Annotated in this window: 15 protein-coding genes and 1 pseudogene; 6 read left to right on the forward strand and 10 right to left on the reverse strand. The window is 46.4% G+C overall.

All coding sequences use genetic code 11. From position 1 onward, the window contains the following. Nucleotides 1–11 precede the first annotated feature (11 nt). From ABIO93_RS23505 to ABIO93_RS23530, 6 genes are all read right to left on the reverse strand, one after another. Nucleotides 12–1,721, reverse strand: a complete 1,710-nt coding sequence (locus ABIO93_RS23505; protein WP_348072260.1) for a thiamine pyrophosphate-binding protein — start codon at nt 1,719–1,721, stop codon at nt 12–14. Continuing rightward, nucleotides 1,711–2,538, reverse strand: coding sequence for a type 1 glutamine amidotransferase domain-containing protein (locus ABIO93_RS23510; protein WP_348072262.1), 828 nt, complete (start codon nt 2,536–2,538; stop codon nt 1,711–1,713). The genes ABIO93_RS23505 and ABIO93_RS23510 overlap by 11 nt, the downstream gene beginning before the upstream one ends. A gap of 65 nt (nt 2,539–2,603) precedes the next feature. After that, entirely contained in the window at nt 2,604–3,041 is a 438-nt protein-coding gene (locus tag ABIO93_RS23515; RefSeq protein WP_348072264.1) for an ester cyclase, read from the reverse strand. A 115-nt stretch (nt 3,042–3,156) separates the two neighbouring features. After that, nucleotides 3,157–4,314 carry a nuclear transport factor 2 family protein gene (locus tag ABIO93_RS23520; RefSeq protein WP_348072266.1) on the reverse strand — a complete coding sequence of 386 codons (1,158 nt, stop codon included), beginning with the start codon at nt 4,312–4,314 and terminating at the stop codon, nt 3,157–3,159. A gap of 12 nt (nt 4,315–4,326) precedes the next feature. Continuing rightward, a complete protein-coding gene (locus ABIO93_RS23525) occupies nt 4,327–4,737 on the reverse strand; it encodes an ester cyclase (RefSeq protein ID WP_348072268.1) in 411 nt (136 codons plus the stop codon). 15 nt (nt 4,738–4,752) lie between these two features. Further along, the gene (locus ABIO93_RS23530; protein ID WP_348072270.1) at nt 4,753–5,616 is read right to left on the reverse strand and encodes an ester cyclase family protein; all 864 of its coding nucleotides are present in this window, start codon (nt 5,614–5,616) and stop codon (nt 4,753–4,755) included. Between the two features lie 611 nt (nt 5,617–6,227). On the opposite strand from ABIO93_RS23530, the gene ABIO93_RS23535 reads away from it, so the two are divergent. From ABIO93_RS23535 to ABIO93_RS23555, 5 genes are all read left to right on the forward strand, one after another. After that, the gene (locus ABIO93_RS23535) at nt 6,228–7,193 is read left to right on the forward strand and encodes a GAF domain-containing protein (RefSeq protein ID WP_348072272.1); all 966 of its coding nucleotides are present in this window, start codon (nt 6,228–6,230) and stop codon (nt 7,191–7,193) included. Continuing rightward, nucleotides 7,190–8,236, forward strand: a complete 1,047-nt coding sequence (locus tag ABIO93_RS23540; RefSeq protein WP_348072274.1) for a histidine kinase — start codon at nt 7,190–7,192, stop codon at nt 8,234–8,236. The genes ABIO93_RS23535 and ABIO93_RS23540 overlap by 4 nt, the downstream gene beginning before the upstream one ends. After that, nucleotides 8,233–9,003, forward strand: coding sequence for a LytTR family DNA-binding domain-containing protein (locus ABIO93_RS23545; RefSeq protein ID WP_348072276.1), 771 nt, complete (start codon nt 8,233–8,235; stop codon nt 9,001–9,003). Before ABIO93_RS23540 ends, ABIO93_RS23545 begins: the two co-directional genes overlap by 4 nt. Nucleotides 9,004–9,138: 135 nt before the next feature. After that, entirely contained in the window at nt 9,139–10,122 is a 984-nt protein-coding gene (locus tag ABIO93_RS23550) for a bestrophin family ion channel (protein ID WP_348072278.1), read from the forward strand. Between the two features lie 5 nt (nt 10,123–10,127). Continuing rightward, nucleotides 10,128–10,850, forward strand: a complete 723-nt coding sequence (locus ABIO93_RS23555; RefSeq protein ID WP_348072280.1) for a hypothetical protein — start codon at nt 10,128–10,130, stop codon at nt 10,848–10,850. Here ABIO93_RS23555 and ABIO93_RS23560 read toward each other — a convergent pair. Genes ABIO93_RS23560 through rluF form a run of 4 tightly spaced genes read right to left on the reverse strand, consistent with a single transcriptional unit; the run spans nt 10,840 to nt 15,794 of the window. Then, complete coding sequence (locus ABIO93_RS23560) at nt 10,840–13,029, reverse strand: alpha-galactosidase (RefSeq protein WP_348072282.1); 2,190 nt, start codon at nt 13,027–13,029, stop codon at nt 10,840–10,842. The two genes, ABIO93_RS23555 and ABIO93_RS23560, sit on opposite strands and share 11 nt — an antisense overlap. A gap of 29 nt (nt 13,030–13,058) precedes the next feature. Further along, a complete protein-coding gene (locus tag ABIO93_RS23565; protein WP_348072284.1) occupies nt 13,059–13,763 on the reverse strand; it encodes a hypothetical protein in 705 nt (234 codons plus the stop codon). 25 nt (nt 13,764–13,788) lie between these two features. After that, the gene (locus ABIO93_RS23570) at nt 13,789–15,036 is read right to left on the reverse strand and encodes a serine hydrolase (protein ID WP_348072286.1); all 1,248 of its coding nucleotides are present in this window, start codon (nt 15,034–15,036) and stop codon (nt 13,789–13,791) included. An 11-nt stretch (nt 15,037–15,047) separates the two neighbouring features. Further along, entirely contained in the window at nt 15,048–15,794 is a 747-nt protein-coding gene (gene rluF / locus ABIO93_RS23575; RefSeq protein ID WP_348072288.1) for a 23S rRNA pseudouridine(2604) synthase RluF, read from the reverse strand. A 162-nt stretch (nt 15,795–15,956) separates the two neighbouring features. Here rluF and ABIO93_RS23580 point away from each other — a divergent pair. After that, a pseudogene (locus ABIO93_RS23580) lies at nt 15,957–16,181 on the forward strand (acetylxylan esterase); the annotation flags it as partial.

Below are 16,181 nucleotides of genomic sequence, written 5' to 3' on the forward strand. Positions count from 1 at the left end.
TAATTAGTCAGCTAATGTGAACAATTTACCTTTACCCAATCTGACCGGTGGTCGCCTTCCAGCACCAGGTCGATCAGAAAGGGCTTATCATCGGCCAGCATTCTCTCAATAGCCGGCAAAATATCCTCTTCCTTTTCAACACGGACCGCATCCACACCCATTGATTTTGCTAAAAGGTCGAACCTGATCGCTGGGTAAGACAAGTCGAACGGCAGCGGGTGATCGTGTTTAGGAATCTCCCTTTCCTGCCAGTACTGGTCGATATTGAGCTGTAAAAGTTTGTAGGAACCATTGTTGCAGACTACGAATTTCGCTCCCGTCTGATGCCTCACCGCGGACCAAAGTGCCTGAATGGTGTACATACTGCCCCCGTCACCGGAAAATCCAATCACGGTTTTTTCAGGATGCGCGAGTTTTGCACCTATCGCACCTGGAAATCCTACGCCGAGTGAACCGCCTCTGGTGAAAAAATACTGTCCTGCCAGTCTGGGCGGAATGTACCTGCTCAATGCCGGCGAGTTGGTCAGCGCCTCGTCGAATATGATGGTTTCGTCCTGGTTCAGCTTTTCAGCGAGTACACTGGTGAACTGCGCCATATGCAGGGGATGACTTCCTTTATGCTTGTCGTCCAGCTCCTTTTCGCCTGCTAGTTTCAGCTTTTTAGCGTTACCGATTTGCTCTATACGTTGGTTTGCTGCTGCGCGTTGTTCCGGCGTGATCAGCGATTCAATGGCCTGGTGTAATTCCGCCAGTGAAAGCTTAGGATCGCATACTACACCAAGGTCTACCCGGTGGTTCTTTGCGATCTCATAAGCGTTCAGATCGTAATGGATCACTTTCGCGTCTGGCGCGTAAATTTCTCCCAGATCAGGAAAAACTTCGGGTACCATATAAGTGCCTACTACCAGGTTCACATCACCTTTGGAAGTAATGGGTTTGCTGTAAGATCCAAACATGTGCCCGGTAGTACCCTGGTAAAGCGGGTGGGTGTTATCCATCACCAGATCACCAAATTCTACACCGTACACTTCTGCGCCCAGGATCTCCGCTACTTTCGTCAGTTCCTCAATCGCACCTGAGTAAGCGACACCATCTCCGATAAAGATCATTGGCTTCTCGGCTGCCAGTAGCATTTCCGCCGACTGCGCAATCAGCTCTTTGGATGGAGCTACCCTCGTGGAAGGAATGCAGCTTGGGAACACAGGTTCGTCATTGATCTCGTCGAGCACGTCCATCGGCAGGCATATGTATACGGGACCCATGGGTGCGGTGGTCGCGATCTTAACCGCGCGACGGATCGTTCTGAGCAATGATTTCGAAGAGGTAGCCATCGTGGCATACTTCGTTACCGGTGCCATCATGGCGACCAGGTCATTGGCCATCTGGGCATCCATGTTCATGTACTGCACACCCGCATCAGAGCCGATCACGACCAGCGGCGCATGCCCCCTTTTGGCCTGATACACAGCGCCTACCGCATTTCCAATCCCTGGCGAACTGTGAAGCTGTACCAAAGTTGGTTTTTGCGTAGCTCTGGCATAGCCGTCACCTGCCATGACCGCAATGGTTTCCTGCAAAGTGAGGATGTATTTCATGTCGGGATACTCGGCCAGGGCGTCAAGGAAGCCTTGTTCCACCGTGCCCGGATTCCCGAACATGAAGTCCATGCCGTCGGCAAGGAACTGTTCAATGATCTTCTGATTCCCGGTTTTACCAGCCATAACGCGTGAGACCTTTGTCAAGAACATTCACAAACTGCTCTCCGAATTCGAATGAACATTGCAATGAACGTGCTGTAATAAATGGATAGTCAACAATTACTGAGGTTTCTTTTCCAAAATTGCCATGGTACTGCCCCTCAGGACCTACCGCATCGGAAAGAATGTATTCCAGTACATATGGCGGTGGCCCCATGTTCAGGTCAGTGTTGAGGAAGCCGGTACCATCGTGGTAATCGTATTCGATACAATGGCCGGTCACGTGCTTGCCTTTGATAATGGAATTGCGCTCATTGAAATCTCTTGCAAAAACCAATGGGGCAACGCCATAACAAATTCCTGCAACAGGCATTTTTTTGTTGTAAAAAGCCAAAACCAGGTCATGAACGCGCTGATTGTTGACCATATCAATGATAGGGCCGCTCCCTCCTACCAGGAAAACCGCAGCATATTCCTCGGTTACTTTTTCCTGCGCGATTTTAAGGTCTGCGTAATATTTTTCAAAAGCCCTCAGGAAATCAGGCGTCGAGAAATAGGGACGTTGTGGAATGACTTCCGACAAATTCTGGCGTACATCCAAACGGTTGGAGGCTTCGAATGCTTTTACTTTTTCAGCTGCCAATGGCGTGGTAACACAGGTTCCCAGCGGAGGATCTACGTAGGTAGTATCATAGCTAGGCGGCAATGCTTCCGCTTTTTTACCGTTAGGCGTGATAAATTCGACGGTATAACCTGCCTCTTCAAGCTTTTCGAGAGGGCCGACCAGTTCAATGCCCCAGTATCCGTATTCTGATAAAACGGCGAGTATTTTTTTTGACATAGGATTTTGGATTTACAGGGAAAAATCAAATGGTAACTGTATGAGAGGAGGATTTACTATTTATATCAATGGCCGGGAGGAGGAGGAACGACGCCCAATTGCTGCAACAAGCCCAGCTCATCCACATTGGCCCAACGTTCGGCGATTTTCCCGTCTTTCATGCGGACAGTGGAGGTACCGGTCATCGAAAGTGATTTGCCTGATGGTGGCATGCCCATTACGCCGCCTGTATCAGTTCCATTCAGTCTCCAACGGTGCACTACTTTATCGGCCACATATATCTGATCTTCAATGGAAAGTCTTACATCAGGCATAGCGCCGCGAAACATTCCGATGATTCCTTTAAAACTGGCTGAACCAGGTTCTGAAACGGTTTTACCGCCAACTTGCGAATGGTCGATCGCGTCGGATGACAATAAATCTTCTCTTACTACTCCTGTATTCCAGGCTGCTTCAAAGAATTCGACACAAATAGCATTGTTTTGTTCTGCTGATAATGACATGGTCTTTCTTTTTTAAGGGTTGATTTTTGGTTAATTCTGGGCCGTCGGCTTTCGGCAATCAATTATTGGTCAGGCAATGGTCATTTATTGTCATTCATGGTAATTAGTCGCTCTCTTACTTGCTTACGGTAAAAGGTCGCCCGCCTAAAAATGCTTCTACGATCCAGGCGGTGTTAATGTAATTTTTGAATAATGTCACTTTGCCTTCTTCGTTGGCTACTACTACATGCACTACACTGGTTTGAAAAGGTAAGCCCGTTACCGTGGAGGTTCCTGCTTCATCAATGACTATAGCCGCGGTGTCACCGTCGTAGATCAGTCTCGTTGGTTTGAAATGATCAAAGTGCATCGTCTCAATGATCTGGTTCGCTGATTCCGCCGCAGCATCCGGGCCTATCCGTTCGCCGGCCCACGAGAGCATGTCGGCGGGACCGAAAATGTCCCATACCACGTTGTCGGCAAACACTTTCCGCACTTCCGGCACATTCAGTCCCTGTAATGCAGCATACATGGCTTTAACCGTCTTTACTGTTCCTGGCGGCGTTTCAAAAACCGAAGGATCAAAAACAATGCTGTCGGTAGCCCGGTCTACTGCCACTGGTTTGATCACGTGATAATGTGAATCAGTGTGGCTTGGCTGTACTGTAAAAGGTCGTCCGCCATAGATCGCTTCAATGATCGGGTAAGTGTCGCGGTAATATTGCAAATGACTGATCTTGCCGTTTCTGATCGTTACCCAATGCACCACTCCTCCGCTAAAAGGTACGCCGTATCTGGACTGGCCATGCCCATCAAGCACAACGGCAACAGTGTTGCCTTGTGCTATATAACGGGTTGGTACCAGCTTCTCAAATGCCAGACCTTCGCTGAGTAAAACAAAAAACTTGGCGACCCCAAGGTGTCCGTTCCAGCCTCCGGCCCACGGCATAATGTCGGTAGGACCTGCCACTTCCCAAAAAACGTCTTCGGAAAGGAAAGTAAGGACATCCGCGAGGTCATTTTTTTCCAGCGCCTCATAAAATCCCTTCAATAATGCTACCGGATCAAGATCAAGCGCATTTACATTTTTGAGGATTGCCAGCTCTTTTTGCTGACCGGCCAACTGGACAATGGTATCATTGTCGTTTTGCAGAAAGCGAAGATCTTTTCTGGATAATTCCGGATTGGCAATGACCAGTACATCATAGTCCGTACTGAAATCGTCGATTACCACCGCCGTTGCAGGCAGTTGTCCGTTACTTATCTGAAAATGTCGAACTCCTTTGCTTTCCATAAACCGTGTTTTTTAAAGCACTTTCAACTGTTGCAATAATCCCAGACTATCCTGGGCTACCCACATTTCAACTATTTTTCCTCCCTCAATGCGGAAGATATCTATCCCCAGGTCCTTCACTTTCAACTGCGTCGTTTCCCTTCCGAGAAAATTACCTGTATTTGTCGCCTCGTATGACCAGCGGCTTACTACCTTATCGCCTTCTGCCAGCTCATCATGCAAGGTGAAATGAACGTCCGGGAATGCTGATAGCGCTGTTTCAAACCATTTCCGCAAGGTAGGAGGCTGGTGAGCCTGACCTGGCGGGAAGTGAAAAGCAACGTCTTCAACCGCTATCTCATCTAGCACTTCTATATTCTTGTCGTTCCACAATTCAAACCAGTACCGACGCACAATGGCTTTATTATCTTCTGTCTGGCCCATAATTCATAAAAGTTTTCAGGAAGGCAATGCGCCAAGCTGCTGCATAAGCCCGAAATCGTTTTCGTTCACATGCACAGAGACGATCTTTCCGTTTTTGATTGTAAAAATGTCAATACCATAATCCTTTACGTGATTACCCGTCGCTGGTGCACCCAGGAATTCGCCTAAGTGGGTACCTTCGATATTCCACCGAGATGCCACCTTGTTGCCCTCCGCAGTCTGGCGCATGACCGTGAATTTGATGTCCGGAAAAGCATTTCTCAGGTAGGATACAAACCCTTTGAAAGCTGGATAGCCTGCAATCGGTTCTGGCTGGGTAGGGATAATAAAAGCGAATTCCGGATCCAGTATTTCTTCTATGACGTCCAGATTGCCCTGGCTCATGATTTCCTCGAAATACCGCGAAGCAAGTTGTTGATTGTGATCCAGATCCTGCGTTACAGGAGCAGCTTCGGACGGCAAAACACCCAATTGCAACATTAATCCAAGCGTATCTTCATGACCAATGGATTCGGTGATCTTGCCATCCTTAATAGTATGCCAGGTCATTCCGTCAATTTCAAAAAACTTGCCGGTCGCATTGACGTCGCCCTTCACGGTCAGCAGTGGTCCGCCTGTGTGTGTACCGCCTCCACGCCAGCGTGTAATTACCCAGTCGCCGCCTGCCACCATTTCCTGTGGGTTAATATAGAAGTCAGGGAATGAGCTATGCAGCATACGAACCAGTCCCATAAAACCGTCGGGGCCGTGGAATGGCTCCGGGTGCGTAGGCAATGTAAAAACAAAGTCCTCAGACAGGATCTCATGAGCAACCTGCTCATTCACCCCATTCATGATCTGATAAAAATAACGTCGCGAGAGTACCTTATTAGAATTCATCTTGGTTGATTTTTCTGTGGAAGGATGGTTTAGAAATTATATTGTTTTACTCTTTTGTCCTTTTTGTGTCATAAATATCTCTACAAGCCCGGCCTCAGGCTTTTAAATAGTGATTGAAACTGAAAAAAACAGAGGTGAACCCGTTGATTCCTGACCTCAAACCGATGGAAATACCGCGAAGCTGAAAAAGGAGGTTTTAAACCAGCGCCTGATGGGGTGAGGTGGAGAATACAGATGTGCAGGCAACACACGAATTACAAAATTTTCGATAAATAGTACAAAAATGGAATAGAATACGCTGTGCAGGAATATTTTCTATATATTTGGATCTAATTCTCAGTTGTTGCTTTTGCACTATATTTCTTCCAATACAGTAGTATTATTTCTACTCAAATTAGTATAATTGTAACAATATCTGTTTGCTTATCAGCATACTATTTTTCGGGCCCAACACACGCCTCAAAGCTCTAACAACACATCACTAAAATCATCTGCCGGACCGGTGGAAAGGAACATATTGTTAAATGAAGATATTCTCGTAAGATCTTTATTATTTGGCTTGGGTATGTTAGCGGTTACATCTACCTTTCACAACTAAATCATTCTCTTCTATGAAACCTTTAAACCTCCTGATTGTTGCAATTCGAAGTGAGTGGCTGAGCCTCCTGGAAGATTCCCTCAGTTATGCAGGTTATCATTTTCAGATCAAGCAGGTTAACTCCAAGCAGTCTGCCATCAAAGCTTTCCACGAATCCAAATACGACCTGCTCATTTCCAATTGCCTGCTGCCTGATGGCAAAATCACCGACCTGGCCCATGTACTGGGGAGCCAGCTGCCCTGCCTGGTGATGACGGAAGGACATTGTCCGGTGACTGCGGAAAGAGTACTGGCTGTGACCGAAACCAACTATTATATTAATTGCTCGAATAAACTGGGATGGATCCCGGCACTGGAAAATACATTGGCGAAATGGCGCAACAGCGCACAGCAGAAAATAGACCAGCATAACCACGATAATGGTAACCTTTATAAAAAAGTACTGGCACGTTGCGAAGAAGAATTATCGGCTGGCCGGAGCGGTAAAAAGGCCGATGACCTCTTGCTGAATGCATTCGCAGTTTTGCTCGAAGTAATGGACCTGAGCAGGATTTACCTTTGTACACAAAACCATAACGCCGACGGTACCCATCAGATCAGCAAGCGCGCTGAACTTGCGGCAGCCGGTGTTTCTCCCAAAACACATTTCACTAAAAGCCCGTCAGAAATACCCTATCTCAAACGATGGAACGCCTTGCTCTCTGCCGGCAAGCCTGTTATCGAATTTACATCATTCCTTCCCGTGGACGAGCAGCAATTGTTCGGTCGCCACGACATTCAGTCATTGCTCGCCGTTCCGATTCTGGAAAATGAGGGCTGGGCAGGATACATTGCCCTGGAAGACACATTGAATTCCAGAGAATGGACGGATGCTGAGATCTCGCTGATCGAATCCATCGCAAGCCTTATTCAAACAAACAATCTGTTGCAAAAAAAATCATCCCGGCTCCATAATGAATTACTGACCAGCCAGGTATGACCCCAGATTTGAATTACCGGAATGGGATGTCATTAGGTTGGCGGCTCTGTTTCATTCTGAGCCTGTTTGCAACTATTCCGCGGCTGATATTTGTATGGCCATCTCTTTTCCACCAGTCCGACATCGGGGCGGGGCTTCTCGACATTTGCATTCAGTTCATTATCAGCTTCGAATTTGCCTGGATTTTCGTGTACATCTGTCTGCATTATACCTATCAGATGCCCAGCTGGTTCAACCGGCAAAATCCGCTGGTACAGGGTTTAATGATGATCATTCTTTTTCTGAGCATCAATGAAATTCTCTTTCAGCTGAAATTGGCGCTCGACGATGATAATTCAGATATACTGATCTTTCGTGTGGTATATTATCTCTACCACATTCTGCTGCTGCTGGCGATACTGGGTTTCAGGAATTTTCTGCTGACCACGCAGGAGAATCACAAGATAGGACTTGAAAATGAACAGCTGAAACGGGAGCAGCTCAAAGCCCAGCTGGAAGCATTACGCAATCAGCTGAACCCGCATTTCCTGTTCAATGCATTAAATATCCTCAACATTTCGATTTCGACCAACCCGGATATGGCGCAGCGCATCGTACTGGATTTGTCTGATATTTTGAGATACAATCTGAAAGTTCAAAACCAGAGCCTGATCCTTTTGACAGACGAGCTGGCCGCAGCCAGGGCTTACCTGGATCTTTATAAAGCGAGGTTCGGCGAAAAAATTGCATTCGAATTCATTGGTACCGAAACCGGCAAACAGTGGTATATCATTCCATTGTCCCTGCAAATACTCATCGAGAATGCAATCAAACATAATGTGATTTCCTCCCAACATGTATTGATGATAGAAGTAACCCTCAATGAAACTGAGAAGCAGGTGATCGTCATGAACACGGTCAACAAAAAACTAAATTCTCCCGGGACCGGTATCGGCCTGCAAAACCTGGACAAGCGTTACAAGATCCAGACCGGACAAAAACCTTTATTGGTTGAAGATGAACAACAATTTACAGTAAAAGTACCCTTGATTGAAGCTCCATGACAAGAATTCTAATTATTGAGGATGAACAGCCAGCAGGGCAATATTTGACACAACTTATTCAAAAAATCGACCCGAAAACCGAAATTCTGGATGTACTCGAAAGCGTGGAGAATGCGGTGTGCTGGCTCACTACCAATCCCGTTCCCGACCTGATCTTTCTGGACGTACAGCTGGGCGACGGTACGTGTTTTCAGATTTTTGAACAAATTTCGATCGGCTGTCCGGTCATTTTTACGACTGCCCACGACGAGTACGCCATGCGGGCCTTTAAGCTCAACAGCATTGATTACCTCCTCAAACCGATCCGGCAGGAAGCATTGAAATTCAGCCTGGATAAATATTACCAGCTGAATGAAGAGAATGCGATCACCAAGGTGAGGTACCTGGAAGAACTAATGCATTCACAGATTTTGAACCGAAAAAGCCCCAGAAGAAGCTTCCTGGTGCCTTATCGCGACAAACTGATCCCATTGAAAGACATTGATTTTGCCTGGCTCACGATCCGTAACAGCGTGGTAGTGACGACATTGCATGACGACCGCAACTTTGTGCTGGACAAATCGCTGGAAGAACTGGAAAACCAGCTTGATCCTTCCAATTTTTTCAGGGCCAACCGTCAGTTCATTATTTCGCGCCAATGCATTACTGAAATAGAACTGTACTTCAATGGCAGGTTACTGGTTCGCACCTCTCCTTCCTCTTCCAACCAGATCCTGATCAGTAAGGAAAGGGTACCGGTTTTCAAGAAGTGGTTTGAAGAACAGTAACCGCAACAGCAAATTTCCAACTCCGTTTTTATCGGTTTGATCCTTCATATTTTCTGTTTCGCGCAACATTGAAAAAAGTTTTGAAGCCAATTTGAAATCTTGTGGCTTCAAAACTTTTCTTTTACCGAAACAGCAATGTATACCGCCCGTGAAATTAAGCCTGGGATCATTCTTTCCTTTGCCTGGCAAACCCTCCTATTTTTTTTCTTTTACTCCGCGGTACTTTGTGGGCTGAGCTACTACTCCGGTATCACATTGGGTATTTCTTTTGTTCCAATCGGCCTGATCGGTACAGCGGTGGCGTTTTATGTTGGTTTCAAAAACAATTCTTCCTATGAGCGACTGTGGGAGGCGCGCAGGATCTGGGGCTCGATCGTGAATGCGAGCCGTACCTGGGGAACGCTTGCCAGCACCTACGTGCAGTCGCAAGATGCCGGAGCTGCCAAAACCGCATTAATCCACCGCCAGATCGCCTATGTGAATGCAGTGCGGATACAGCTGCGATCCAGAAGTGTCTGGAACAGTACCAGTTCCATCGCTCACACGGTTGTGAAAGACCACCATACCAGCGACGAATCTTCATTACAAGATGTGCTGCCTCAGTTCCTTTCGGAAAGTGAAACGAAATATGTCCTGTCCAAAAAGAACCCGGCGACGCACATTATGAAAGCCCAGGCCACGCAGTTGGAAGAAGTTTTCAAAAAAGGAGAGATCAATGAGCTGTTCTATTTTCACATGATGAATGTCGTTCAGGAATTTTATAATCAGCAAGGTGCTGCTGAGCGCATTAAAAACTTTCCATTTCCACGTCAGTATGCCTATTTCAGCAAGGTTTTCGTGTGGCTGTTTGTTTTGGTCCTGCCATTCGGGCTCATCAATGAGTTCGCCAAACTCGGTCCAAACCTCATCTGGCTGGCCATACCAAGCTACATGATCATCGGCTGGGTTTTCAATACCATGGAAGTAGTCGGCGATACGAGTGAAAATCCGTTTGAAAATGCTATCAACGACATTCCAATGACGGCTATATGCCGCACCATTGAAATAGACCTCCGCGAAATGCTGGACGAAGACTCGGTACCGGCTGCGATAACACCAGTTCATAATATTTTAATGTAAATCCTATGCTCGAACAAGTACGCAAGTATTTCCCCAAGGCTGTTTCATCCAGCGATTTTGTCCTGAATATTTACAAATCGCTCGAAACTTATGCCCTGGCGCCCAGTCAGATCATGCTAGCCCACTCGATCTGCTCGGACGATGTGAATGCGATCGAATATCCCGAAGAAGGCCGCCAGATGCTAGGCCCTTTCAATATGGGCGGTTTGAATGGTTATCCGTTTACCGGCCTCACAGGTATGAGCGCGTTTGCGCATCACGTACCGGCCGAAGGCGCAGCCATGGTCTTTTATGCGCCGCACATTGGCGTAAGTGAAAGTGGTGAGCTCGGTAAGATCATTCGTGTAGGCCAGGAAGAAGAATCCAGCTGTTGCGGAGCCGCAGTGCTGGCATTGAACAGACTGAAAAACAATGAGATCGTACCAGGGGACAAACCTGTAGACGACTACCAGCAACATTGCCTTCAGGAATTTTTATACAACAAAAAAGACCGGGTACTCACCTCCTCTCATCCCATTAAGGAAGCAACCGAAGTCATTTTCGAAGAATCCGGGCAAATGATAGACCGCCTGATCCCGAAAACCAGCTTTTCGGGAAGGTACCTTTTTGTGATCGGTGCCATTATCGTCAACACAGACTGGAAGTATGGTTCGTTCCTGGAACTTCGCCGTTTTGAAGAATGGGACATTAAAACCGGTCAGAAAATCAGAGATCTCATTACTCCATAACCAACCACGTGTAACCCTTGGCAGGAATCGTCACGTCGAGGGTTACGTTATAATCCCTGTCCACTTTCACCGACCTGGGGCTACCTTCTTTTTCACGGATTTTAACTGACTGATGCTGCCCTGTGAAGTAGGCCGGCAATTTGATAGTACGGGTAATGCTTTCATTTAAAGGATTGTAAAGCATGGCCAGTCCTTTCTGCGGAAGGCTGGGGTTCACGTGCAAAATACCGTCCCAGTCCCGACCGTCGGCACGCCGCAAATGCAGCAGATCCGAATTGAGAATGTTCCGGTACTTTTTATACCAACTCACCACACCCGCCACAACCTTTCTGGTGTCTTCGGTATCGTACAGCCTTGGGCCGCGGTAACAAGCCTGCACACCTGATCCGTAGTATTGCATCATAAGTTGCTCGTAAGCATCGAGATGCTGCGAAAGCGGTTCCAGAATCGCATCGTCATTACCGCCCTGGTACTTCGTCAAAGGCACAAAACCCCATACCATCGATGGCGTTTCATTCCAGGTGGCATCAAAAATGTTTTGCCGGTTCAGGATCTTTTGCTGGTCCCGTGACAGTGAAAAATTGACCTCCCGGTAGCCTAGTGCCACTTTGTGCGTACCATCGAGGAAGTACCAGTCAGGTGCATTCACATACACGCCATTTTCATTGCACCAATGGTAAAGTCCTTTTTGAAGCTCCATTTGTTTCCACTGTGAATCACGCAAGCCTTCGTGCCCGGGATGCGAGGTGGACGCGCAAACATCACCTGGATAGGGGCCATCATTTTCGAAGATATTGAAACCGGTATAGGTCATGAAATGCTTCAATTTTTCAAGATAGCCCAGCCCCCATTTACTTCCCATACAAGGTGCGTTCCCAAAGAATGCCCCGCCTGGTTTACCGGTCTGGGCGTCGATCACATCGTCTTCGTCGCTGATCTTCCGTGAGCTGAATAGCGAGTAGCTCCCTATCAGAATGTTTTTGCTGTGTGCATAATCTGCTAATGCTTTCCATTTTTTCAAATTGGCCGCAGTCGTGTCCTCCATGTTGCAATGGCTTCCGAAACTCAGGATCAATGCTTCATAACCGGTGACCGCACATTGATCGACCGCGGTTTTCACCTCATCATCATTTTTGCTAACCAAATGCATGAAAATAGGGTTACTGGTAGTCCAGGGAGCGATGGTGCGATACATTTTACGGATCGCCAGTCCTTTTCGCTCGCGGTCGTAACTGTCCTGCAAAAGCTCGTAGGTACGGATCGATTCCAGACTTTCGCCTGCTTTCAGGACGACACCCATGTTTCGCGCCGGGTGAACTTCCAGCAAACAGGGCGTTTTGAAATCATAATTGACCTGTGAGGTATAGGCTGGGTCGACCTTCCAGTTGGTGGCCTGATCGCTCAGGTTATAACGCATAGCGTTGTTGAATGCAAAATTGTTTTCAACGTAAAGACCATTGGGCTTAGCCATTTTCTCAGGACTTCCCACCACCGCGCTTTCCTCCTCTACAACAGCCAGTATCTCATTCACGACCTGATCAATGCTGAACGTGCCCTTACTTTTGTTGTCGATCGTCACCCATTTGCTCAAAAGCGGAATACCGTTGTAAATAGAATAATGTACCGCCACCGACATTCCCTGCAATGCTGGCAAGGCCGATTTGTAATGGAATGTGATCGTTTTTCCGGTTGCCTGATTCTTGTTTCCAGTCCACATCGAAGTTTTCCATTTCAGGTAGGGCTTTACATCTTCTATATTGAAATCCACATAATGGAACGCGCTGTCGTTTTTTTGTAGCTTGTCTACCCACTCAGGCAGCAGGTATGCATTTTCCTTTTGTCCAATAAGCCCTCCTACCGGATAATTTTTGCCATTGACAACAATGCGCGCTTCGGGTTTCACAGCGCGCAACAATTGCTGACCATTGGTCAGGTTCGTAAAATCCGTGCACGCCAGGTCTGGTGCGAGCCTGAATGTTCTTTTGATCAAACCATTATATAAGACAATGTCCTTCCCGTCGCCGGATTTATACACGTCTGCTTCTTCATTGACCGGCTGAACGAGCCAGTCAGTTTGATTTTTTTTGATAGCCTTAGCGGGCAATACCGGCAGGCTTTGAGCAAGCAGGCACAAGGAATTAGTAACGGTCAGGAAAAGGATCGCCAGTTTTTGTTTCATTATCGGGATTAGTAAGCGGAAAAATGTATTTATAAAGAGCTGCAAAATGCCATTAAATTCACAACGTCGTCCTCTTTATCAAAGTTGGTTTTATTGACTCTCATAAAATCATTAACCTTTCTTTTTTGAGAAGAATAAAACCGCAGCACATTGCCTTTGGTCGCGGAGTAAACTTTATCGTTTTTATCTACCAAAAAAAATACAGTCCTGCGCCGGAGGATCACCCGGTCGTTTCCTTCCAGAAATTGAACCCTACCATCCGCATTTGTAAAAGAAGAATAACTTGATATTGCAGAACTGGAAGAATATTGGTCATAGGCTGCGTAGCGCTCGTTTCCCATTTTAGTAAGAAACATTTTTCTGCCTAATCGCACCTGTCCGTAATCTCCGGCAATCTCAATGTGCCCACGGCCCCGGTGGTAAATGAAGGGAAACTGGCCTACCATAATGTTTTTAACAAAATCATTATCAGTGATCAGCATTGTATCATTGCCTGCGCTGATGAACATGACCTCTCCGTGCACTACACTGTAATTAAGCTTGGCCTTCGTCACTTTTCCTCCCCTGAACATCACCGCGCCGTCCATAAATTCTTTAAACTGAAATCGCTCCTGTACCGACAACATTTTGCTGATGTCGCTACCATTTTTAAAACGATAAACGTCCTTGGAAGCCTGCGCAAACAAATTTCCAGCCAATAAACTGAGCAATACAAGGATATAGACCGATTTCATGGCTAAGCGTTAGGGGTAAATTCATTCAATATTTCATTATAAATTTAGACAAATCCGGTACATATTCCCTTTTTCTCTTCAATTCATATTGATAAATTTCCTGTCCGAGGTTTTTCATAAAGGGGTAGCAAACTTCCTTATACTCGTATTTATCGTCATTGAAAACACCGTCTTCATTGGATTGAACCACTGCTGAAAGCATAAATTCGACCCTATTTTCGAAATCAACGATGTAGGCATTGTCGATAATGAAGCCGTAGGAATCACCGTACTTATTGAAAACCCTAACATTGGACAACGGTACCGTCGCCTTATCCGCACCATAGAAAAGAAACTTGGCATAAAGCGGCCAGAACTCGGCCGGGTCGTAATGCGGATAATCGCTCTCAGTCGGGTATTTACTCAGGTATGTGTAAATCAGCCTGTAATCATCTTCTTTCAAATGGAACCGCTCGCTGGCCGGGAAAATCTCTGGAAACAGCAGCTTTTTCATGACCGATTGCTGATCGGTGAGGCTGAATGCATTCTTATTGGCCATGTTGAACGGACGCTCCACATACCGGTCGGAGCTGTCCATATAAGCCTTGCCCATCAATGTGTTCGACAAATTCAGCGGGTAATTTTCAGGATCAAATTTTCCCGGTTGTGTATATACGGGCTGGCCGTGTTGGTAGAAAGTTACCGGGTTGGTATGGCGGGAAGTTTCCTCGGTATCCCGCACGGCATATCGGTTCAGGATGCGACTGGTGGTTAGCCCATGCTTTTGCAGCCTTTGATTGATCTCGGCGCGGCCAACAAATTCATAAAGACGGTTGTAAGCATCATTATCGCTAACGAGCAGGATTTTCTTAATATAATGTTCCAATGAAGGAAGACCGCTGGCAGAGGAGCTATCGCGTTCAACCTTTGTTTGTTTTGTAAAATCAGCACCGGTGATCATTGTACTTTGCTTCGACAAACCTTTGATGTTCAGCTCATTCAATTTCTCCAACGCGAAAATAACAGTCGGCAGCTTGACGGTACTGGCAGGAAAAAAGTAATGCAGATCGTCCAGATTGTAGCTGTAAGTCTTGAAATGCGGGACGTTGTTTTTGTCCCGGTCAATCTGCGTGTAAAGGATCTGTACCTGATTTTTCTGAGGGTGGTTTAATATTCCCGAAAACAGCTCGGGCCTGCCGCGCATTAGTTTTTCGAGCAGCAATGTGTCGTTTTGTTGCGCCACGGCATTCATTGTCATACAAATCAGAATGCAAATCGTTAAAAATCTGACCATAGCTTTTGATTTTATTCCTCCCATTCTGGCATATAAGACCCTTCCTCCGTCTTGACCGAACTTTCAACGGCTGCATTGATCTCCTTCATTTCCTCCGCGGTCAGGTCGCGCCATTTTCCTGTCGGCAAATTTTCAAGTGACACATTCATGATCCTTACCCGTTTCAGTTTGGTAACCTTGTAACCCAAGTACTCGCACATTCTGCGGATCTGCCTGTTCAGCCCCTGCGTCAGAACAATGGTGAATACGAAACTGCTATCCCTTTTTACGAAGCACTTTTTGGTAATCGTATCGAGAATGGGCACGCCTGACGACATTTTCCTTACAAATTCAGGAGTTAGAGGCTTGTCAACCGTTACGACATATTCTTTTTCATGATTGTTACCGGCCCGTAAAATCTTATTCACAATGTCGCCATCGCTGGTCAGGAATATCAATCCTTCCGATGGTTTGTCCAACCTGCCAATTGGAAAAATACGTTCGGGATGACGGATATAGTCAATAATGTTGCCTTGCACATTTCTCTCGGTAGTGCAGGTAATGCCTACGGGTTTGTTAAATGCAATGTAAACACCTGCTTTCTTTGCTTTCAATGGCTTGTCGTCCACGCGCACATCATCAGCGTCGGAAGCTTTATCGCCCAACACAGCTTGTCTCCCATTCAATGTGACCCTGCCTTGCTCCACAAGCCTATCCGCCTCACGTCTGGAACAGAAGCCGGTCTCGCTGATAAATTTGTTAATTCTGATCAAATCCAAGTTACTTAAACCAACAGGCAATCATTGTAAAAATTAAAAAAACACCGGCAAATTACAGCAAATCGTAAAAATTATCCCGCAATAATTAAAGATTCGGCCCATTTACCACTTTAACTGACAATTCTAATTTATTCAATTTCAAGACAGATCCTTAACCGTTATATGAAAAAGAAATTTTTGCTTACCCATTTTTTCCTCTGGCTAACGACGCTAGCCATTCACGCACAGCCGGTTCGCAGGCCCATTGAAGTAATCGTGACGACCGATCATGACGACTGGACTTATAAAACCGGCGAAAAAGTACAGTACACCATTTACGTCATGCGAAACGGAAATCTCGTAAAAAATGCCTCCATACGCTATGAAATTGGTTTGGAAAAACTAGAT

The organism is Dyadobacter sp. (assembly GCF_039919315.1).
GTDB lineage: Bacteria > Bacteroidota > Bacteroidia > Cytophagales > Spirosomataceae > Dyadobacter.

Bases quoted from the DNA above. Each gene is read 5' to 3' on its own strand.
- ABIO93_RS23505 (WP_348072260.1), bottom strand. From the start codon at position 1,721: ATGGCTGGTAAAACCGGGAATCAGAAGATCATTGAACAGTTCCTTGCC.
- ABIO93_RS23510 (WP_348072262.1), bottom strand. From the start codon at position 2,538: ATGTCAAAAAAAATACTCGCCGTTTTATCAGAATACGGATACTGGGGC.
- ABIO93_RS23515 (WP_348072264.1), bottom strand. From the start codon at position 3,041: ATGTCATTATCAGCAGAACAAAACAATGCTATTTGTGTCGAATTCTTT.
- ABIO93_RS23520 (WP_348072266.1), bottom strand. From the start codon at position 4,314: ATGGAAAGCAAAGGAGTTCGACATTTTCAGATAAGTAACGGACAACTG.
- ABIO93_RS23525 (WP_348072268.1), bottom strand. From the start codon at position 4,737: ATGGGCCAGACAGAAGATAATAAAGCCATTGTGCGTCGGTACTGGTTT.
- ABIO93_RS23530 (WP_348072270.1), bottom strand. From the start codon at position 5,616: ATGAATTCTAATAAGGTACTCTCGCGACGTTATTTTTATCAGATCATG.
- ABIO93_RS23535 (WP_348072272.1), top strand. From the start codon at position 6,228: ATGAAACCTTTAAACCTCCTGATTGTTGCAATTCGAAGTGAGTGGCTG.
- ABIO93_RS23540 (WP_348072274.1), top strand. From the start codon at position 7,190: ATGACCCCAGATTTGAATTACCGGAATGGGATGTCATTAGGTTGGCGG.
- ABIO93_RS23545 (WP_348072276.1), top strand. From the start codon at position 8,233: ATGACAAGAATTCTAATTATTGAGGATGAACAGCCAGCAGGGCAATAT.
- ABIO93_RS23550 (WP_348072278.1), top strand. From the start codon at position 9,139: ATGTATACCGCCCGTGAAATTAAGCCTGGGATCATTCTTTCCTTTGCC.
- ABIO93_RS23555 (WP_348072280.1), top strand. From the start codon at position 10,128: ATGCTCGAACAAGTACGCAAGTATTTCCCCAAGGCTGTTTCATCCAGC.
- ABIO93_RS23560 (WP_348072282.1), bottom strand. From the start codon at position 13,029: ATGAAACAAAAACTGGCGATCCTTTTCCTGACCGTTACTAATTCCTTG.
- ABIO93_RS23565 (WP_348072284.1), bottom strand. From the start codon at position 13,763: ATGAAATCGGTCTATATCCTTGTATTGCTCAGTTTATTGGCTGGAAAT.
- ABIO93_RS23570 (WP_348072286.1), bottom strand. From the start codon at position 15,036: ATGGTCAGATTTTTAACGATTTGCATTCTGATTTGTATGACAATGAAT.